Source organism: Rhodospirillaceae bacterium (assembly GCA_016712715.1).
Lineage (GTDB): Bacteria > Pseudomonadota > Alphaproteobacteria > Dongiales > Dongiaceae > Dongia.
Map to the genome: position 1 here is coordinate 953084 of JADJQM010000002.1, position 19772 is coordinate 972855.

The window sequence follows — 19772 nt, forward strand, 5'->3', positions numbered from 1 at the left end:
CATGTTATTGAAGATCGGCGCCCCACCGTTCATCGCCGCATTCCGAAAATCCCTCCCGATGGCCATTGAGTCACCCTCCCTGCCGCTTACCGGTCACAAGCCCGGCGCGATGGTGTTTGCCATTCTCTATATGCTGGAATCGATCACGCGGGCATTGGTGCTCACCGTCATGCCGCTGCAGGCGCTGGAGATTTTCGGATCGGACGCCAAGGTCAGCGCGCTCTATTTCGGCGTCACCATCTTCGGCCTCATTGCCGGTTTCGGCGTGCCGATCCTCATCCACCGCTATCGCCGCCGCTGGGTCTATTCCATGGGTCTTCTCGTGGGCGGCCTTGCCGTGGTCGCGCTGGCCTTCGACGATCCGCTGGGCCAGTTCATCGGCCAGGTGCTGCGCACCCTCTCCAGCACGGCGTGCATCATTGCGCTGACGCTCTATGTCCTCGACTTCATCCCGCGCAATGATCTGGTGCGCTACGAGCCCCTGAAACTGCTGCTCGGCACCTTGCCCTGGGGGCTGGGGCCATGGATCGGAATCCGGCTCTATGAATCCTACGGCGTGTGGTCGGTGGCCGCGGCCGGCATGGGCACGGCACTCCTGGCGATGGCCTTGTTCGGCTATCTGCGCCTCACCGAAAATCCGGCGGTCGCCGCCGCCACCAAGCCGCCGCCCAACCCGATCCAGAGCATCGGCCGCTTCGTCGAGCAGCCGCGCCTGCGCCTTGCCTGGGCCATCGCCTTCGGCCGCTCCGGCTGGTGGTCCTTGTTCTTCGTCTATCCGGCGCTTTATTTCGATGCGCGCGGCGTCGACCGCGATTGGTCGGGGGCGTTGACCGGCGCCGCCAATATCCTGCTCGTCCTCTCGCCGCTGTTCGGCTGGTTGGGGCGGCGCTATGGCATCCGTCTGCCGATCATGGTGGCGTTTTTCGGCGCCGGCCTCACTACGCTTGCCATCCCCTTCGTCTTCCACTCACCGCTGCTGGTTGCCATCCTGCTGCTGATCGCGGCGTTCTTCGTGGTGATGCTGGATTCGCTCGGCAACATTCCGTTCCTGCGCGCCGTCCGGCCGCTCGAACGGCCACAGATGATGTCGGTGTTCCGCACCTATATCGATATCGGCAATCTCCTCCCCTTCGCCGTCTTCACGGCCCTCCTGCTGTTCTTCGACCAGCGCGCCGTCTACATCGCCTATGGCATCCTGATGCTGGTGGTGGGGGCGTTCGCCAAATATTTGCCGCGCCGCATGTAGTTGCGAGAGCTGGCTGCATCGCCCAGGAAATTTGCCGGCAAGCCCCCGCGGCAAAACCATCCCCTAGGCTAATCAGGGCGAAGAGGTTAGTATAACCCGTTGATTCTTCACTGAAGGGGCCGGGCAGCCGGCCGCGGAATGCAAGACCGGATGGACGAGGAAAGCAAAGAAAGCGAGATGGCGCGGCGTCTGGCCCGCGCCGAGGCGGCTGTCGCCGATCTCGCCAAGAGCTATGTGGGCTGGGCTTTGGCGGATGTCGACAGATGTGTCGCTTTCCTGGCCTCGGCCCGGGAAGCGAATACCGCCCCGGACCTGCCGAACGGCGCCGTCGACGATCGCATCATCGCGGTCCAGGCGCTCTATGCCATCGCCCACAACATCAAGGGGCAAGGCTCATCCTTCGGCTTTCCCTTGATGACACGCCTCGGCGACTCGCTCTGCCGTCTCACGCGCGTCAAACGGCCTTTCCCGAATGCCGATCTCGACCTGGTGGCCGCTCATCTCGACGCCATGCGCCTGGTGCTCAGTCAGGAAATTCGCGGCGATGGCGGGACGCTCGGCGACAAGCTCGCCCAGCGGCTGGAAACCCTGGTAGCTCAGGCCATGGGGTCCGAAGCCGATGCGGACCTCATCAGATAGCGCTGGACCTCAGATCCGTTCGGCGAGCCAGATGGCAAGGCGAGAGCCGGCCTTGATGGCGCTGCTGAGCACCGGATAGGCCGGCGCCTGCTCCGCGCCGTGGGCAAGGCCCGTGTCGCGGTGCTGCACTTCCTCGGCGCGGAAGGTCTCGATCTTCTCGCGGATCGCCGGCTCGGTGGCGCCGAGTTCAGCGGTCTGCTGCCGGTAATGTTCGTCGATGACTTCTTCCACGGCGACCGTGCAGGCCATGGCGGCCTTCGGCCCCATCAGGGCGGTCGCCGCGCCAAGTGCAAAGCCCGCGACATGCCAGACCGGGAACAGGACCGAGGGCCGCGCGCGGCGCTCGACCATCAGCTTCTCGAAGGCCTGCAGATGGACCAATTCCTGCTCCAGCATGTGCCGGATGACATGGCCTTCGGGTTTTTTCCCCAGGACGGCCAATTGCCCCTCATAGATCCGCTTCGCGCCATATTCGCCGGCATGGTCGACGCGGATGATGCGGTCGAGCAGTGCCGCGGGGCTGAGGTCGCCGGGCAGCCGGCGGCCGGAAGGCTGTACCGCAGTCGGTGACGTCGGCGCAGTTCCAGCATCCGCCTGTTCAACCGGGATCGACATGGAAGCCAGTTCTCCTCAACGCGCGGTGCGGGCAAAGCCCCAGAAGGCGAAGGCCGCCAGCGCCAATGATAGCAGTCCATTGTAGCCTGCCATGGAAATGCCGAACAATTCAAAGGCGACTTCGTCGCAGCGCGTGACGGGCGCGTTCATGATGGCAGCCTCGAGGTCTGCGCCGGAGAGACCGGATATGCCGCCGACGCAGCTCGCGGCACCTTCCCACCAGCCCTGTTCGACCCCGACATGATGAAGCGCAATGCCGGCACCGGTGAGAAAGGCGACGCCGATGAGGGCAATGACCCAGCGCCGCCAGGGAGAGCGACGCCCCAGCACGATCGCCACGACGGAGAGGGCGATCGCCGCCCAATAGGCATCTCGCTGCAACAGGCAAAGATGGCAGGGCGCCAGGCCGAATCCATATTGCGACAGCCAGGCCACGCACAGGGCGGCGAGGCTGGAGCCGGCCGTCAGCCACGGAACATGGTGCGGATCAATGAAGCTTTGGTGGCCTTGACGGGACACGATCAATCCTTTCGCGCCAGGATGATTCTTCAGAAGATGTATTTAAGGGCGACGAAGCCACCCACCAACAGCACGACGAACAGGGTGGTGACCAGGGTCAGCCGTTTTTCGATGAAGGCCCGCACCGGCTCGCCGAAGAAATAGAGCAGGGTGGCGATGATGAAGAAGCGCCCACCGCGTGTGGCGATCGAGGCCATGATGAAGATATTGAGGTCGAATTCCGCCATGCCGGAAGCGATGGTGACGAATTTGTAGGGGATCGGGGTCAGGCCCTTGATGAGGATGATCCACAGGCCCCATTCGGCGAACATGGCCTGGAACTCGGCCATGGCATCGCGGTGGCCGTAGAAGGCCAGGATGGATTGGCCGAGGCTTTCCAGCGAATAGCCGATGAAATAGCCGGCTATACCGCCGAGCACCGAGGCAATGGTCGCCACGCTGGCAAATGCCCAGGCGCGGCGCCGGTTCGCCAGCACCATCGGGATGAGCATCGGATCGGGCGGGATGGGAAAGAACGAGCTTTCGGCGAAGGAGACCGCGGCCAGCGCCCAAAGCGCGCGCGGGCTTTCGGCCAGACGCATGATCCAGTCATAGAGGCGACGCAGCACGTAAGGCACCGATCCAGCTTAAGAAGGTGACCCTCGTAACAGGTCGTTCGCGGCCGCACAATGCCGGCTATGCGCCGGCCACGGCTTTAATGCAGGCTGAGCAGCGTTTCGGCATGGCGCCATTTGCCGGGCGTGATGATGTCCGCCTTCGCCACCTTTACGGAATGCAGCTTGCCGTCGAGGTTGTGGCTCCAGAAATCCAGGAATTTGCGCAGGATCGGGAGCTTGGGGGCGAGATCGTAATCCTGCCAGACATAACTCTGCAGCAGGCCGGGGTGATCGGGCAGATGGTAGAGGATTTCGGCGGTGACCAGCCGATAGTCGCGAAGTTGCAGGCCGAACGCACTCATCTCCATAAAGAACCTCCTCAGCTGCTGAGACGGGACCCTGTGAACCTTTGCTGACCTTTTGCCGACGGAAATATTACCCACATGATGCCGAGTCGGTTGCTAAGAAAGTATAAAAATCTTTGTGATTACAGATATTTAGCACTCGATAGATCAGATTGCTGCCAGGGTGATACACAGGCTCCGCCGCCCGAAAATAACGCTCCGACCCCTGCGGCCATGCGTCCGGCGGACTTGACCTTTGCACTGGAACGCCCTACCTGTCTGGCACTCGTCGACCCAGAGTGCTAGCAGCCGTCAGTCAAGCGGCGCTGGGAACTGGGCAGGCGCGCAGGGAAAACACTATTTTTCAGACATTTACGGAGGATCACCATGAAGTTCCGTCCGCTCCACGACCGCGTACTCGTGCGTCGTATCGAGGGCATTGAAAAGACTGCCGGCGGGATCATCATCCCCGACACCGCCAAGGAAAAGCCGCAAGAGGGCGAAGTCATCGCCGCTGGCGCTGGCGTGAAGAACGAAGACGGCAAGTTGACGCCGCTCGACGTCAAGGCGGGCGACCGCATCCTGTTCGGCAAGTGGTCGGGCACGGAAGTGAAGGTCGACGGTGAGGACCTCCTCATCATGAAGGAATCGGACATCCTCGGCATCATCGAGGGCACCACCGCTTCCAAGAAGAAGGTTGCCTGAGCGAGCTTGCTCGCTTGATGGCGCCGCTTCGACCCATATCAATTCAGGAGTTTAAATAACATGGCTGCTAAAGACGTACGTTTTTCAGCTGACGCCCGTGAGCGCATGCTGCGCGGTGTCGACATCCTCGCCAATGCCGTGAAGGTGACCTTGGGCCCGAAGGGCCGCAACGTCGTCATCGACAAGGCCTTCGGCGCGCCCCGTATCACCAAGGACGGTGTGACGGTCGCCAAGGAAATCGAGTTGGCCGACAAGTTCGAGAACATGGGCGCCCAGATGGTGCGCGAAGTGGCCTCGAAGACCAACGACCTCGCCGGCGACGGCACCACCACCGCGACCGTGCTGGCCCAGGCCATCGTGCGCGAGGGTGCCAAGGCCGTTGCCGCCGGCATCAACCCGATGGATCTGAAGCGCGGCATCGACTTCGCGGTCGAAGCTGTCGTCGAAGACATCAAGAAGCGCGCCAAGAAGGTCTCGACCTCGGAAGAAATCGCCCAGGTCGGCACCATCTCGGCCAACGGTGAAAAAGACATCGGTGCCATGATCGCCAAGGCGATGCAGAAGGTTGGCAACGAAGGCGTCATCACCGTCGAAGAAGCCAAGGGCCTCGACACCGAGCTCGAAGTCGTCGAAGGCATGCAGTTCGACCGCGGCTATCTCTCGCCGTACTTCATCACCAACGCCGAGAAGATGATCACCGATCTCGACAATCCGTACATCCTCCTGCACGAGAAGAAGCTCTCGAACCTGCAGGCGATGCTGCCGATCCTCGAAGCGGTGGTGCAGTCGGGTCGTCCGCTGCTCATCATCGCGGAAGACGTCGAAGGCGAAGCGCTGGCGACCCTGGTCGTCAACAAGCTGCGCGGCGGCTTGAAGGCCGCGGCCGTCAAGGCCCCGGGCTTCGGTGACCGCCGCAAGGCGATGCTCGAAGACATCGCCATCCTCACCGGTGGCCAGGTCATCAGCGAAGATCTCGGCATTAAGCTCGAGACCGTCACCATCGACATGCTCGGCAAGGCCAAGAAGGTCGTGATCGAGAAGGAAAACACCACCATCGTCGACGGCGCCGGCAAGAAGAAAGAGATCGAAGGCCGTTGCGCCCAGATCCGCGCCCAGATCGATGAGACCTCGTCCGAATACGACAAGGAAAAGCTGGCTGAGCGTCTCGCCAAGCTGGCTGGCGGCGTTGCCGTCATCCGCGTCGGCGGTGCGACCGAAGTCGAAGTCAAGGAACGCAAGGACCGCGTTGACGACGCCATGCACGCGACCCGTGCGGCCGTCGAAGAAGGCATCGTCGCCGGTGGCGGCGTGGCCCTCCTCTATGCGATCCGCGCCCTTGAGAAGATCAAGGTCGACAACGACGAACAGAAGGTCGGTGTCGAAATCATCCGCCGCGCGCTGCAGGCGCCGGTCCGTCAGATCGCCGAGAATGCCGGCGTCGACGGTGCCGTCATTGCCGGCAAGTTGCTCGAAGGGAAGAACACCAACTGGGGTTACAACGCCCAGACGGCGGAATTCCAGGACCTGGTGAAGGCCGGCGTCATCGACCCCGCGAAGGTCGTGCGTTGCGCCCTGCAGGATGCGGCCTCGGTCGCCGGCCTGCTGATCACCACCGAAGCGATGATCGCCGATCGCCCGGAAAAGAAGCCCGCCCCGATGGGTGGCGCTCCTGACATGGGCGGCATGGGCGGCATGGACTTCTAAGTCCAGCCAAGCCCCACGCTGATTGCTACAGAGAACCCCGCGGCAGCGATGCCGCGGGGTTTTTGTTTGGGTCGATGCCTAGGGGCGACCGCGAGACCCACAACGAAATGACCTATCTTGACGGGTTGTATTTGTTATGTTCTATTCAGCCAATAAGATTAGAACAGCCGGATCTTCGCGATGCCTATTCTCGCTCTTGCCGTTGTCGGTCTGCAGATCTTCATGGCGGTCCATGCTATCCGTCATGGCAAGACCTGCTGATGGATCAGCCTCATCCTCCTCTTTCCGCTGGTCGGAAGCCTCGCCTATTTCTTTGTCGAGGTTTACCCCACGCTGCAGGGCTCGCCCCAGGTGCTGCGCATGGATCAGGCGCGCTGGCAGCGGGCGCAGGCGGAGTGGGAGCGGGAGGTCAAATCGCGCCGCGTCGAAGACGTCATCGACGCGGGCTCGATCAACGACAAGATAGCGCTGGCCGAAGAATGCATGGCGCGGGAACGTTATGGCGATGCCGTGCGCCTCTATGAAAGTGCGCGCGAGGGCTATTTCGTCAACGCGGCCGACATTCTCATCGGACTTTCCCGCGCGCTCTTCGAGAACGGCAACCATGCCAAGGCGCGACAGGTGCTGCGCGAACTGGCGGAGGCGCATCCCAACTCCTACTCGCAGGAGCGTACCATCCTCGGCGCGCGGGCCGTTGCCGCGGCGGGCGACCTCGCGACCGCCATCGCCGAGCTGGACGCGCTGCTGCAGCGCAAAGACAGTCTGGAAGCGCGCCGCCTGGAAGCGCGCTATTTCTTTGCCGAGATGCTGTGGAAGCAGGGCGCCCAGGACCGCGCCCGCGCTGAACTCGCCCAGGTCGTGCAGCACGGCAAGCTCTTCAACATGACGGAAGAAGAGGAACACTGGGTCCGTCGCGCGGGTGAGGTGCAGGCGGCGATATCGTGATAGAGCGGTACTGTCGTTGACACCCCCTCACCCTGACCCTCTCCCGCGAGGGGAGAGGGAAGGAGACCTGCCGGCAATACTCGGTACTAAACAGCGATCTCAGATGGAGTGCGTGGCACTAGCCCCTCTCCCCTCGCGGGAGAGGGGTTGGGGTGAGGGGGTTTATCAAGCGACGAGGAGCCCCTACCCCTCCACCCGATGCACATCATGCGTGACCACGCCGGTAGCGCCGGACGGCCGGGCCAGGAATTCCGGGTGCTTCAGCGTCTCGCGGATGTCGTCGAGGCCCTGGCGCCAGTGTTCACGCATGTTGAGGAGGCTGAACTCATAATCCTTGCTGTGGGTCTCGAACTGCTTGTCGCGGTAGATGAGCTGGATGGTGTTGTAGACTTTTGAACAGGAAAGCTCGCGTAACGCGGCGACATCGGCATCGTTCTGGAATTCGGCCGGAATCTTGTCGATAGCCTTCTTCAGCGCGCGGCGCAGGCGCTGCATCTGTCCGGCGACATCGGTGACGAGGCGCGTCCGGCTGGAATAGGTGATGTCCTTGCGGCGTTCGTCGACATCGAGCAGGTTCTGCGGTAGCTGGCCTTTGGCCGACCACAGATCGACCTGGAAAGTGAGCGTGTCGCGCCGCGGTGGGCAGGAGAGCACTTCCATCAACGGCGTGTTGGAAACGAGGCCGCCATCCCAGTAATGCTTGCCCTCGATCTCCACCGCCGGGAAGCCCGGCGGCAAGGCGCCGGACGCCATGAAATGCTCGGCCTGCAGCTTCCTGTTGGCATTGTCGAAATATTCAAAATTGCCGGTCTCGACATCGACGGCGCCCACCGAGACGCGCGTCTCGCGAGCATTGATGCGGTCGAAATCACAGAGCCGTTCCAGGGTCGCCTTCAACGGCGCGGTATCATAGAAGCTGCTCGCCTCCGGCCCACCGAAGGTGTTGAGGAAAGGCGGCGGCAGGCGCGGGGTGAAGAAACCGCGCTGGCCCTCGATCATGGCCCGCATCGACGACCAGGCGCCGGCCAGGGTGCGCATGTCGCCATCGCCGAGATAGCTCGCAACCTCGGCGCCGAGGGTGAAGGCGGGAAACAAAGCCGATTGGCAGATTGTCTCCCAGAACTCGTGGAGCTTTTCGAGGCGCTTCTCCGGCGCATTGCCGCCGAGGATCGCCGCATTGAGCGCACCGATGGAAATGCCGGCGAACCAGTTGGGCTGGATGCCGGCCTCATGGAGCCCTTCATAGACGCCGGCCTGATAGCTGCCGAGCGCCCCGCCGCCCTGCAACACCAGGGCGACGGTCTCATAGGCCGGTAGCTCGATCTTCGGCATGTCGCTCCCCGCCCCGTCCAACTACTGCATATGCCAGCCATGGCTGACCGTGATCGACTGGCCGGTGAGCGCTGCCGACGGGAAGCTCGCCAGGAACAGCGCCGTCTGTGCCACGTCTTCGACCGTCGTGAAGATGCCGTCGACGGTATCCTTCAGCATGATGGTCTTGATCACCTGCTCCTCGGTGATGCCGAACGCCTTGGCCTGTTCGGGAATCTGCTTGTCGACGAGCGGCGTGCGCACGAAGCCCGGGCAGATCACGTTGACGCGGACATTGTACTCGGCACCTTCCTTGGCGGCGACGCGGGCGAGGCCGAGGAGACCATGCTTGGCTGCGACATAGGGCGCCTTCAGCTTCGAGGCCTCGTGGGAATGCACCGAGCCCATATAGATGATCGAACCGCCGCGCTTGTCCTTGTACATGCGCCGCATGGCAGCGCGCGTGGTGAGGAAGGCGCCGTCCATGTGAATGGCCAGCATCTTCTTCCAATCGGCGAAGGCGAACTCGACGATGGGTTTGACGATCTGGATCCCGGCATTGGAGATCATGATGTCGAGCCCGCCCAGCTTCTGGACGGCAAGGTCGGTGCCCTGATCGACCGCTGCCTCGTTCGTCACGTCCATGGCAATGCCGATGGCCTTGCCGCCTTTGGCCACGATCTCGGCCGCGGCCTGATCGGCGCCGGCCTGGTTGAGATCGGCGATGGCGATGGCGGCACCCGCCGCCGCATAGGTCAGGGCGATCTCTTTGCCGATGCCGCTGGCCGCCCCGGTGATGAGGGCCACTTTGCCGTGGAGTTGCATGATTTATCCTTCTCGTGGAAATGGGTTGCCGTTATCTAACAACGATCATGGCAGATGGTGCATTGCGGCATTTTGACCGGATTGCCGAGACTTGCCCATCGGAAACAGACTTCCCGGCCAAAATCCCCGTTTTGCGCACGGAGCATCATCGTGCCAGTCTTTGTCGCCGGTCATTCCTGGCTGAATTGAGGGACTTTTCGATGAACGCCTGCCTGCTTCTCGCCGGTGCCAAGCAGTTGCTGTTGGCCGGCAGTGCCTTCACCCTGGCCTGGTCGCAACCGACCGACACGTCGCGCTGGGAGGAAGACTGGAATGTCGGCCTCAGCGGATTCCAGCTCGTGGAAACCCGCGTGCATGGCGAGGGCATCCCACCGCCGGACGGCGCCGTCCGGGAGGGAGATGTCTGGCGCTATCACCCGGCACTGGCCTTCATCGAAGACCGCCTGTTGCTGGCGCGTCCTGGCGCCAAGCCCGGCAACTGGCAGATCTGCGAACAGGGTAGCTGCACACCGATCCCGGAATCAGCGACCGCGAATGGCGCCACGGCGATCCTGGTGCCCTGCCCCTAGCTCACCGCCACATGGGCGTCGCGGATCACGCCATCCTTGCCATTGATCGGCAGCAGATCCATCGGACAGGCGGAGAAGACGGCCACCAGATCCATCTCGGCGCGGAAGGTGATGCCATCGCCGGGCAGGCTCATCGGCTCGTTCCAGAAGAGATCGCCGTTGGGTTCCCAGGGAATGTTCATGAAGAGGTTGAGCGGCGCCGGCGTTTCCGGGGGTGCGAGGCCGAGCATGGCCAGTGCATCGCGCAGGTTCTCGGTGCAATTGTCGTGATGGCCGACATGGCCCAGGGCCTGGTAGCGGTAAACATCGCAGGCTGCGATCAAGGTGTCGTGGCGCCCCGGCGAGGTGTCGTCGGTCACGGTCAGGATCGGCCGCCGCTTGTTGGTGAGATAGGCATCGCCGACCCGGCTGCACAGGCGCCGGAAGCCGGCCCGGCTGTGCTCCATCGACATGAACTCGGCCATATCGGCCCCATTGAAGGCCCAGGTGTCGACCACCTGGGTGCCATGGGTGTTGACGACCGTGAAGGTCCGGCCCGCCTCGATGCGCACGGCCAGGCCCTTGCGCGCCGGAATGGTCAATTTTGTCGCACCCATCTGGTCCTGTTCCCCCTGCCAAGCCTGTCCGGGGTTGATTTGAATCAAGGTGGCGGCCCCGGTCAATCCATAACCTGCGACCCATGATTACCGATCATCTCATCGCGATCTACGACCGTCCGGTGCCGCGCTACACGTCCTACCCGACGGCGCCCCATTTCCATGCCGGCATCACGCCCGGAACGGCGACCGAGTGGCTGCAGGCCCTGCCGACCGAGGCGCCGCTCTCGCTCTATCTTCATATCCCCTTCTGCCAGCAGATGTGCTGGTATTGCGGGTGCAACACCCAGATCGTCGCCCGCCACAAGCCGATCGCCGATTTTGCCGATACGCTGCTTGCTGAAATCGCCCATATCGGCGACATGCTGAGGGCCAGCGGCCATCGGCGCATCGTCAGCTCCATCCATTTCGGCGGCGGAACGCCCAACAGCCTGGACGCGGACGAGTTTGAGCGCATCATGGCCGCACTCGCGCATCACTTCGCGCTGGAGCCCGATCTCGACCTCGCCATCGAACTTGACCCGCGCACGGTGAGCGACGAGTTCCTGGCTGCCATGCGCCGCGTCGGCGTCAACCGTGCCTCATTGGGCGTGCAGGATTTCGACCCCGTCGTGCAGGCGGCGGTGAACCGCGTGCAGCCTTTCGATCTGGTGAAGGATTGCGTCGCGAAGCTGCGCGCCAATGGCATCCGCTCGCTCAATCTCGATCTCATCTATGGCCTGCCTTTCCAGAGCGTCTCGGGCCTCCGGCACACGGTAGGCCAGGCGGCCGACCTGGCGCCCGAGCGGATAGCACTCTTCGGCTATGCCCATGTGCCATGGATGAAGCCGCACCAGCGCCTTATCGATGAGGCGTCGCTCCCCGACGCCTATGCCCGCTTCCGCCAGTTCGAAGCAGCAGCCCAGGCGCTGGCGGCACTGGATTACAGCCGCATCGGCCTCGATCATTTCGCCAAAGCGGGAGATGCGCTGGTGCTGGCGCGCGACAGCCGCACGCTGAAGCGCAACTTCCAGGGTTACACCATCGACCGTGCCGACGCCCTCATCGGCTTTGGCCCATCCGCCATCTCGGCCCTGCCGCAGGGCTATCTTCAGAACGCCCCGGACAATACGCCCTGGGCGCGTTCGGTCGGCGAGGGGCGGCTGCCCATTGTGAAAGGCGTCGCCCTGACGGCCGAGGACAGACGGCGCCGCGCGATCATCGAGCAGTTGATGTGCTATGGCACTGTTGATCTCGGCGCCTTCGACTTCGAGCCGGCCATGATCATGGCCCAGCTTTCGCCCCTGATCGAGGACGGGCTCATTCACCTGGTCGGCCGGCATGTCACCGTGACGGAACGCGGCCTGCCCTTCCAGCGGGTGGTTGCCGCGGCCTTCGACGCCTATCTAGCACCCGACAACACGCGTCACAGCCGGGCGGTCTAGATCAGGCCTTGAAGCAGGCCGCCACGAACTGGCGGAAGGCCACGGCGCGGTGGCTCATCTCGTGCTTGTGCGCCGGATCCATTTCACCGAACGTGATGGCGTAGCCGTCAGGCCGGAAAATGGGGTCGTAGCCGAAACCCTTGGATCCCAAAGGCGCCTCCACGATGTCGCCCCAGACATCCCCCTCGAACTCGTCGCAATGACCGTCCGGCCAGGCCAGGGCCAGGGCGGAGACGAAGCGCGCCCGGCGATCGTCGCTCCCCTTGAGGAGATCCAGGACACGCGCCATGGCCATGGCGAAATCCTTCGTCGGACCCGCCCAGCGCGCCGAATAGATGCCTGGATCGCGGCCCAGCGCCATGACCTCGAGGCCGGAATCATCGGCCAGCGCCGGCAGCCCACTGGCTTTGGCCGCAGCCACCGCCTTCAGCCGCGCATTGCCAATGAACGTGGCCTCCGTCTCCTCGGGCTCGGGCAGGCCCAGGGCGCCCGCTGACACCACATCAATGCCGTAAGGCGCCAGCAATTCGACGATCTCGCGCAGCTTGCCGGGATTGTGGCTGGCCAGGACCAGCTTCCCGCCTTGGCCACCCGGGGCGAATTGCCGCGCCATTACTTCTTCGCCGCCAAGGCCGCGGCCAGGGCCGCGCGCTGCATCTCGAATAGCTGTGTCGTGCCGTGACGGGCGAGGGCCAGCAATTCGGCGAATTGCACATCGCTGAAGGCCTCCTTTTCCGCCGTCGCCTGGACTTCGACCATGCCGCCCTTGTTGGTAAGGACGAAATTGGCGTCGGCCTCGGCGTTGGAATCTTCCGGATAGTCGAGATCGAGGACCGCATTGCCGTTGTAAAGGCCACAGGAAATGGCAGCCACCTGGTCGATGAGCGGGATTGCCTTGATGGCGCCCATTTCCTTCATCAGGCGGAAGCATTCATGGAGCGCGATATAGGACCCCGTGATGGCGGCGGTGCGTGTGCCGCCATCTGCCTGGATGACGTCGCAATCGATCTTGATCTGTCGTTCGCCGAAGGCCTTCAGATCGGTGACGGCGCGCAGCGCCCGGCCGATCAGGCGCTGGATTTCCTGGGTGCGGCCGGATTGTTTGCCCTTGGCGGCTTCGCGGTCGCCACGGGTATGGGTCGCGCGCGGCAGCATACCGTATTCGGCGGTCACCCAGCCCTTGCCGGAATTCTTCAGGAAGGGTGGCACCTTCTCATCGAGCGAAGCCGTGCAGATGACGTGTGTGTCACCGAATTTAACCAGGCACGAACCTTCGGCATGGCGATTGAAACCAACGAGGAATTCGACTTGGCGCAGCTGGTTGGCGGCGCGACCGGATGGACGCATGGGATTTTTGTCTTTCCTTGGATGAATTTGGCCGGACCCTACACGTCGACCACCCTGGCTTGCAATGTGCCTATTTCCGCCGCCGCTCGTCAGGCTGGGTGGTGGCAATCAGGCCTTTTCCCCGCGCCGGCTCGACCTCACCGGGGGGCGGGATGGAGGATCGTCCGCCGGGGAAGGTGGCCCTGAGCGGAATCTAGCGCGTTTCGGTGACGCCGGTCACAGCCCGGACGCCGATTCCGGCGAACGCCGCCGTGCCGCCCGGCGACAGATCGGCAAGTCCTTTGATACATCCGCTGATTCCGGGGGAACGCCAGCATGCCGATCGAAATCAATCCGACCATCCTCAAGAAGCTTGGCTACATCTTCTACAATTACGTGGCCGGCAACAATGCCGACAACGCCTTTGCCGGCACCGACAAGGCCGATTGGATACAGAGCTTCGGCGGGCAGGACACCGTTCACGGGCTCGGCGGCAATGACAGGATTGAAGGTGGCGAGGGCAATGACGCTCTCTATGGCGATGAAGGCCACGATGTCGTCTGGGGCGAGACTGGCAATGACGCCCTCTATGGTGGTGCCGGCAACGATATCCCGGATGGCGGCAGCGGCCATGACGTATTGACTGGCGGCGACCATTTCGACCAGCTTTACGGCGGCGAAGGCAATGACTGGCTGTTCGGCGAAGGTGGCGATGACAGCCTGGTCGGCGATGAAGGCCAAGACAAACTGTTCGGCGACGAAGGCAATGACGGCCTGCATGGCGGCGACGGAAATGACGTGCTCTATGGCGCGGTCGGCAATGACACGCTCTATGGTGCCGGCGACAATGACGAACTCTATGGCGGCGACGGCAACGACAAGCTCGATGGCGGCAGCGGCCATGACAAATTATGGGGTGGTGCCGGGACAGACACCCTCGCTGGCGGGAGCGGCGATGATGAGCTTCACGGCGAAGGCGACCATGATTCGCTCAGCGGCGGCGACGGCAACGACAAGCTCTTTGGTGACGCCGGCAGCGATATCCTGAACGGCGACGGTGGTAACGACACGATTTATGGCGGCACCGGCAATGACTTCATCACGGGCGGCGCCGGCGTCAATGCGATCTTTGCCGAGGATGGCGACGATTACCTGACCTTCGACGGCATTCTGGACTATGCCTGGAGCGGCTCTGGTCACGACAAGCTTGCCTTCTCCGTCGAAGATTATGACGGCAAGGCGTCGATCAATGATTTCGACCTCTGGGACGACACGCTGGTCTTCAACGGCTGGGCGGGTAACGTTGATATCGGCCAGACCGCTGGCGGCGACGTGCAGTTCACTTTCGCCAATGGTGGATCGGTCATCCTGACCAATATCGACTATCAGCCGGGCATGACCCTCGACACTTTCAACATTGAGTGGAACTAGTTCCTAGGGCCAAAGGCCAGCTTGGTGGATCGGTCGCTGCGCGCCCGCAACCGCCTTGTCCAGCAAGGGCGCTGACCTCCATCAGCGTCCTTGCCTTTCCGGACGGCATCACCCGGCAATCCCGTTTCACATCAACGCCTTGAAAAACTAAGAAATCCTTAGCATCTCAGACCGTACCCTGGGTCCTTGTTGCTGAATGACCCCAGGCAGGATCGGATCTGGCCAGGAACGGCCGTCGAGATCGGGAACATGAAGAAAGCCGATGTGAAGAGGCCAATGTTGCGCGGCGCCAAGCGTCAAGCCGACATATCGGCAAAGCCACCCAGTTCCTTCGACCCAAAGGAATTGCAGGCAGCGGCCGACCAGGTCGCTCGTCCGGAGAAGTCCTATCCCGCGGTGTCGGCGGTGGATGAACAAGAGGAAGCGGAATCTCTTTTTCGCGCTGTCTTCGAGCAGGCCGCCATCGGCATCTGCTATTCCGATTTCGAGGGCGTGTTCATTCGGGTCAACCAACGCTTCTGCGGCATCGTCGGCTACGACCCCGCGGAATTGGTCGGCCGCAGCTTTGCCGACATTACGCATCCGGATGATGTCGCGATCGACAATCAACTGGGCGATGACCTCATTGCCGGCAAGCGCGGCCCCTATACGCTGGAAAAGAGATATATCGGCAAGGCCGGGCAGATTATCTGGGTCCGCCTGACAGTGACCTTGGCACGCACGCGCAACGGCGCACCGCACCGGCTGATTGGCGTGGTGGAGGACATCAACGATGTCATGCGCACCGAACAGGCCCTGAAACGAAGTGAAACAAGGCTACAGGAAGCGCAGCGGATCGCCCATCTCGGCGCCTGGGAAATCGACCACGCCGATGGCAGCCGCGTCTGGTCCGACGAAGTCTTCAACATCCTCGAGCTTGACCGTTCGACCTCGGGAAATTTCTATCTGGCTTTCGAGAACGCCATTCATCCAGAAGACCGCGACGGAGTGGCGCGTGTCTATGCGGACTCGCTTGCCAATCATCTGCCTTTTGACATGACCTACCGCGTTGTGATGCCAGACGGCCGCATCAAGCATGTCGACGTGCATGGCCGCAGCTTCTATGATTCCGTCGGCAAGCCGACCCGTTCCATCGGCACCGTGCAGGACATCACGGTGCAGAAGCAGGGCGAAATCGCTTTGCGCCAGGCCAAGGAAAGTGCCGAGACGGCCAATCGTGCCAAATCCGATTTCCTCGCCAATATGAGCCATGAACTGCGTACACCGCTCAATGCAGTGCTCGGTTACGCGCAGCTGCTGGAAACGGAACGCGCCGGCCCCCTGCTGCCCAAGCAACGCGAATATCTGCGTGATATCATGGCGGGCGGAAAGCACCTCCTTGAGCTGATCCAGGACATCCTGGAGCTGGCCAAGATAGATGCCGGTCGCATCGGTTTGAAGATCGAACCGATTGATGCTTTCGCGGTCATTGACGATGCATTGCCGCTGATTGAAAGCATGGGTGCTGCCCGCGCCATCAAGCTGAAGGTTGCGCGGCCTGGCGATCCCCTGCCATGGGTTCTGGCGGACCGGGTCCGCTTGCGCCAGGTGTTCCTCAATCTGCTGACCAACGCGATCAAGTACAACCGGCCGGGCGGTGATGTGGATCTGGCGTGCTCGGTTGTAAGGCCGGGCTTCCTGCGCGTCTCGGTGCGCGACACCGGCTACGGCATTCCGGCGGAGCGACAGGCGGAATTGTTCGTGCCGTTCAATCGCCTTGGCGCCGAGATGCTGGCGGTCGAAGGGACCGGCATTGGTCTGTCCATCAGCAAACGGTTGACCGAACTGATGAACGGCAAGATCGGCTTCAAGAGTGGGCTGGACCAGGGCAGCACCTTCTGGGTCGACCTGCCGATCGCCGATGCCAAGCTGGCGGCACCGGAGCAGACTGAGCCACCATCCGTCGCGGGCGTGCCCTCGTCCCCGACATTGTCACCCGCGGCGTCGACTCCGGGGGAACTAACGCGGGTCTTCAGGCCGCATCGGCGTATTCTCTATGTCGAGGACAATCCAGCCCATGTGCGCCTGATCGAGCGGGCGCTGGCCCAGCTCGATAACGTTTCGCTCACAACGGTACATACCGCTGAACTCGGATTGGTGGCCATGCGCTCGCACGCGCCGGATCTCATCTTGATCGATCTTGGGGACGCCGCGCTCGTCCGGCAGGAATCCCACCGTCGCCTGATGGCCATGGCTGACGAGCGGCATGTTCCGGTTCTCGATCTCGGCGCCAACCAGGCGATTGCCCGTGACCGCCTGGCAAACGATGCCGATCCTCCCTTTGCCGGCGATCTGGGCCCCGGCGCCGACCTGGTCGATATCCCGCGGTTGCTCTGCGAAATCGAACGGCGGATCGGCCTCCTGGGCTGATTTGATGCCGGTCCGCAGGCTGGTTGCCGACAGGGCCGGTGGCTGCCATCCAGGCAGAGGCCAGGCAGAGGCCAGGCAGAGGTGGGTGGCAAAACCCGCCCGGGCGTCCTATATCAGAACCCAGATCCCCGAAGACCGCGCCGGAGCCCCAAGCCATGTCGAATTTAGCCACCACCAATCAGCTGTTCTTTGAACGCGCCGGCCTCGACCAGCGCAAGGTTGACAGGCTGGTGGCGGATGCCCTCAACGGCGCCGATGACGGCGAGCTCTATCTCGAATACGAGCAGTCCGAAGCGCTGTCTTTTGATGACGGGCGGCTCAAAAGCGCCAGCTTTGATACCACCCAGGGATTCGGCCTGCGCGCCATCGCCGGCGAGATTTCGGGCTATGCCCATGCGAGCGACCTCTCCGAGGCGGCGCTCGCCCGCGCCGCCCAGACCGTGAAGGCGGTCCATGCCGGCCATAACGGCGCCCTCGATGTGGGTCCGGTCGGAACCAACCGGCAGCTCTATTCCCCCGACAATCCCTTGGGCCTTTTGCCGTTTGAACGGAAGGTAAAACTGCTCGAGGAGATCGATGCCTATGCGCGGGCCAAGGATCCACGGGTGCGGCAGGTGATGTGTTCGATCTCCGGCTCCTGGTCGGCCATCCAGATCATCCGCGGTGACGGCCAGCGCATGGCCGATGTTCGCCCGCTGGTGCGGCTCAACATCTCCGTCATGGTGGAGCAGGATGGTCGCATGGAGACCGGCTCGTTCGGCTCCGGCGGCCGCGTCACCTATGACGGCGTGGTCGATCCGGCCCATTGGCAGGCAGGTGCTGATGAAGCGCTGCGCCAGGCGATCGTCAATCTGGGGTCGATTCCGGCCCCCGCCGGTGAAATGCCCGTGGTGCTTGGGCCCGGCTGGCCGGGTATCCTGCTTCATGAAGCGATCGGGCATGGGCTTGAAGGCGATTTCAATCGGAAGAAGACCTCGGCCTTTGCTGGCCTGATGGGCAGCCGCATTGCAGCACCCGGTGTCACTGTCGTCGATGACGGGACGCTCACCGACCGGCGCGGCTCGCTGACCATCGATGATGAAGGCACGCCGACGCAATGCACGACCCTGATCGAGGACGGCATTCTGAAGGGCTATCTCCAGGACCGGCAGAATGCGCGCCTCATGGGCATGAAGCCGACCGGCAATGGCAGGCGCCAGAGCTTCGCCCATAACCCGATGCCGCGCATGACCAACACCATCATGCTGAACGGCAAGCATGCGCCGGAAGAAGTTCTGGCCTCCGTCAAGAAGGGACTCTACGCGGTCAATTTCGGCGGCGGCCAGGTCGACATCACCTCGGGCAAATTCGTGTTCTCGGCGTCCGAAGCCTATCTCATCGAAGACGGCAAGATCGGCCCGGCGGTCAAGGGGGCGACCCTCATCGGCAATGGCCCGGACGTGCTCACCAAGGTTGGCATGATCGGCAATGACATGAAGCTTGATACCGGTGTGGGCACCTGCGGCAAGGAAGGCCAGGGCGTGCCTGTGGGCGTTGGCCAGCCGACCTTGCGCATCGATGCGCTCACGGTGGGTGGCACGGCGGCTTAGAGCGGAACCGTTCTATCCACCCCCTCACCCTGACCCTCTCCCGCCCCGCCGACGAATGTCGGCATTCGCCGACAGGGGGAGAGGGGATGAGTCTCGTTCGGCAATAGCCGGCCTATCCCAACGAATTCGATATTGCACGGTTCGCATCAAGCCCCTCTCCCCTCGCGGGAGAGGGGTTGGGGTGAGGGGGCCCTCGCTATCGCGTGAGGGCTCTTGCCAGCGGCGACTCAGAATGGCATCAACATCTGATGGACTCGCCCGCCTATCAGCGCAATGACGCGATCAATGCCAGCATGTTCGTGCCGGAATCGCGCTTTGGCGTGTGGTTCCTCAAGACCGAGACCTGGGCAATCCATGTGTTGCAGCGGGCGCTGGGCGATCTCGAGCGCTTGATCGACGATCGCCGGCCTCGTTATGCAACCATTGTCGATGTGGGCTGTGGTCGCGGTCGCTCTTTCAGGCTGTTGAAGGAGCGCTTCCGCCCGACCCGCATGATCGGTATCGATGTCGACGGCGCCATGCTGGAGATCGCCGCCGCCGAAACGGCGCGTGACGGCATGACGGTGGAATTCCAGCAGACGACATCTTCGCGGATGCTGCTGCCCAATGAGTCCGTCGACATGATCTTCTGCCACCAGACCTTTCACCACCTGATGGATCAGGAACCTGCGCTCAGGGAATTCCATCGCGTGCTGAAGCCGGGCGGCCTCTTCCTGTTCGCGGAATCGACCCGGAAGTATATCCACTCGCCCATGATCCGCCTGCTGTTCCGCCATCCGATGGATGTCCAGCGCACGGCAAAGAATATCTCGCCATGATCCGTGCTGCCGGATTCGACGTGGCCGAGCGGTCGATCTCCTATCCTTATCTGTGGTGGAGCCGCAACGATCTGGGCATTCTTGAGCGCTGGTTCGGCATTGCACCGGCAAGCGACCGTGAAGAGACTTTGCTCAACTGCGTCGCGGTGAAGCGCTGAACC

General features: G+C 62.7%; 19 protein-coding genes and 1 pseudogene. 11 read left to right on the plus strand and 9 right to left on the minus strand.

The window, feature by feature from the left end:
- Positions 1 to 58: 58 nt before the first annotated feature.
- A complete protein-coding gene (locus IPK59_15315; protein MBK8160070.1) occupies positions 59 to 1246 on the plus strand; it encodes an MFS transporter in 1188 nt (395 codons plus the stop codon).
- Positions 1247 to 1423: 177 nt separating this feature from the next.
- The gene (locus tag IPK59_15320) at positions 1424 to 1885 is read left to right on the plus strand and encodes a hypothetical protein (protein ID MBK8160071.1); all 462 of its coding nucleotides are present in this window, start codon (positions 1424 to 1426) and stop codon (positions 1883 to 1885) included.
- 9 nt (positions 1886 to 1894) lie between these two features.
- On the opposite strand, the gene IPK59_15325 is transcribed toward IPK59_15320, so the two are convergent.
- The 4 genes from IPK59_15325 to IPK59_15340 form a co-directional block, all read right to left on the minus strand.
- Entirely contained in the window at positions 1895 to 2500 is a 606-nt protein-coding gene (locus tag IPK59_15325) for a demethoxyubiquinone hydroxylase family protein (GenBank protein ID MBK8160072.1), read from the minus strand.
- Between the two features lie 15 nt (positions 2501 to 2515).
- Positions 2516 to 2992: a disulfide bond formation protein B gene (locus IPK59_15330; protein MBK8160073.1), complete on the minus strand. Its 477-nt coding sequence runs from the start codon at positions 2990 to 2992 to the stop codon at positions 2516 to 2518.
- 56 nt (positions 2993 to 3048) lie between these two features.
- The gene (locus IPK59_15335) at positions 3049 to 3627 is read right to left on the minus strand and encodes a DedA family protein (GenBank protein ID MBK8160074.1); all 579 of its coding nucleotides are present in this window, start codon (positions 3625 to 3627) and stop codon (positions 3049 to 3051) included.
- An 86-nt stretch (positions 3628 to 3713) separates the two neighbouring features.
- Entirely contained in the window at positions 3714 to 3977 is a 264-nt protein-coding gene (locus IPK59_15340) for a Usg family protein (protein ID MBK8160075.1), read from the minus strand.
- A gap of 369 nt (positions 3978 to 4346) precedes the next feature.
- Here IPK59_15340 and groES point away from each other — a divergent pair, with 369 nt between their 5' ends.
- The 3 genes from groES (at position 4347) to IPK59_15355 (ending at position 7313) form a co-directional block, all read left to right on the plus strand.
- Positions 4347 to 4664: a co-chaperone GroES gene (gene groES / locus IPK59_15345; protein ID MBK8160076.1), complete on the plus strand. Its 318-nt coding sequence runs from the start codon at positions 4347 to 4349 to the stop codon at positions 4662 to 4664.
- Between the two features lie 60 nt (positions 4665 to 4724).
- Complete coding sequence (gene groL, locus IPK59_15350) at positions 4725 to 6368, plus strand: chaperonin GroEL (protein MBK8160077.1); 1644 nt, start codon at positions 4725 to 4727, stop codon at positions 6366 to 6368.
- 351 nt (positions 6369 to 6719) lie between these two features.
- Positions 6720 to 7313 carry a tetratricopeptide repeat protein gene (locus IPK59_15355; GenBank protein MBK8160078.1) on the plus strand — a complete coding sequence of 198 codons (594 nt, stop codon included), beginning with the start codon at positions 6720 to 6722 and terminating at the stop codon, positions 7311 to 7313.
- A gap of 183 nt (positions 7314 to 7496) precedes the next feature.
- On the opposite strand, the gene IPK59_15360 is transcribed toward IPK59_15355, so the two are convergent.
- Positions 7497 to 8645, minus strand: coding sequence for a patatin-like phospholipase family protein (locus IPK59_15360; protein MBK8160079.1), 1149 nt, complete (start codon positions 8643 to 8645; stop codon positions 7497 to 7499).
- Between the two features lie 21 nt (positions 8646 to 8666).
- Positions 8667 to 9449 carry a 3-hydroxybutyrate dehydrogenase gene (locus IPK59_15365; GenBank protein ID MBK8160080.1) on the minus strand — a complete coding sequence of 261 codons (783 nt, stop codon included), beginning with the start codon at positions 9447 to 9449 and terminating at the stop codon, positions 8667 to 8669.
- 200 nt (positions 9450 to 9649) lie between these two features.
- On the opposite strand from IPK59_15365, the gene IPK59_15370 reads away from it, so the two are divergent.
- Entirely contained in the window at positions 9650 to 10018 is a 369-nt protein-coding gene (locus IPK59_15370) for a DUF1850 domain-containing protein (GenBank protein MBK8160081.1), read from the plus strand.
- Here the strand turns inward: IPK59_15370 and IPK59_15375 are convergent.
- The gene (locus IPK59_15375) at positions 10015 to 10614 is read right to left on the minus strand and encodes an urea carboxylase-associated family protein (protein ID MBK8160082.1); all 600 of its coding nucleotides are present in this window, start codon (positions 10612 to 10614) and stop codon (positions 10015 to 10017) included. The genes IPK59_15370 and IPK59_15375 overlap by 4 nt on opposite strands.
- A gap of 83 nt (positions 10615 to 10697) precedes the next feature.
- On the opposite strand from IPK59_15375, the gene hemN reads away from it, so the two are divergent.
- Positions 10698 to 12038, plus strand: a complete 1341-nt coding sequence (gene hemN / locus IPK59_15380; GenBank protein MBK8160083.1) for an oxygen-independent coproporphyrinogen III oxidase — start codon at positions 10698 to 10700, stop codon at positions 12036 to 12038.
- A 1-nt stretch (position 12039) separates the two neighbouring features.
- Here the strand turns inward: hemN and rdgB are convergent, their stop codons facing one another.
- Both rdgB and rph read right to left on the minus strand, forming a co-directional pair.
- Entirely contained in the window at positions 12040 to 12651 is a 612-nt protein-coding gene (gene rdgB / locus IPK59_15385) for an RdgB/HAM1 family non-canonical purine NTP pyrophosphatase (GenBank protein ID MBK8160084.1), read from the minus strand.
- Positions 12651 to 13385 carry a ribonuclease PH gene (gene rph / locus IPK59_15390; GenBank protein MBK8160085.1) on the minus strand — a complete coding sequence of 245 codons (735 nt, stop codon included), beginning with the start codon at positions 13383 to 13385 and terminating at the stop codon, positions 12651 to 12653. The genes rdgB and rph overlap by 1 nt, the downstream gene beginning before the upstream one ends.
- Positions 13386 to 13700: 315 nt before the next feature.
- Here rph and IPK59_15395 point away from each other — a divergent pair, with 315 nt between their 5' ends.
- The 4 genes and pseudogenes from IPK59_15395 (at position 13701) to IPK59_15410 (ending at position 19769) form a co-directional block, all read left to right on the plus strand.
- Positions 13701 to 14795, plus strand: a complete 1095-nt coding sequence (locus IPK59_15395; protein ID MBK8160086.1) for a hypothetical protein — start codon at positions 13701 to 13703, stop codon at positions 14793 to 14795.
- Between the two features lie 249 nt (positions 14796 to 15044).
- Positions 15045 to 17204: a PAS domain S-box protein gene (locus IPK59_15400; protein ID MBK8160087.1), complete on the plus strand. Its 2160-nt coding sequence runs from the start codon at positions 15045 to 15047 to the stop codon at positions 17202 to 17204.
- 155 nt (positions 17205 to 17359) lie between these two features.
- The gene (gene tldD / locus IPK59_15405; GenBank protein ID MBK8160088.1) at positions 17360 to 18793 is read left to right on the plus strand and encodes a metalloprotease TldD; all 1434 of its coding nucleotides are present in this window, start codon (positions 17360 to 17362) and stop codon (positions 18791 to 18793) included.
- A gap of 248 nt (positions 18794 to 19041) precedes the next feature.
- A pseudogene (locus tag IPK59_15410) lies at positions 19042 to 19769 on the plus strand (class I SAM-dependent methyltransferase).
- The last annotated feature ends 3 nt before the right edge of the window (positions 19770 to 19772 follow it).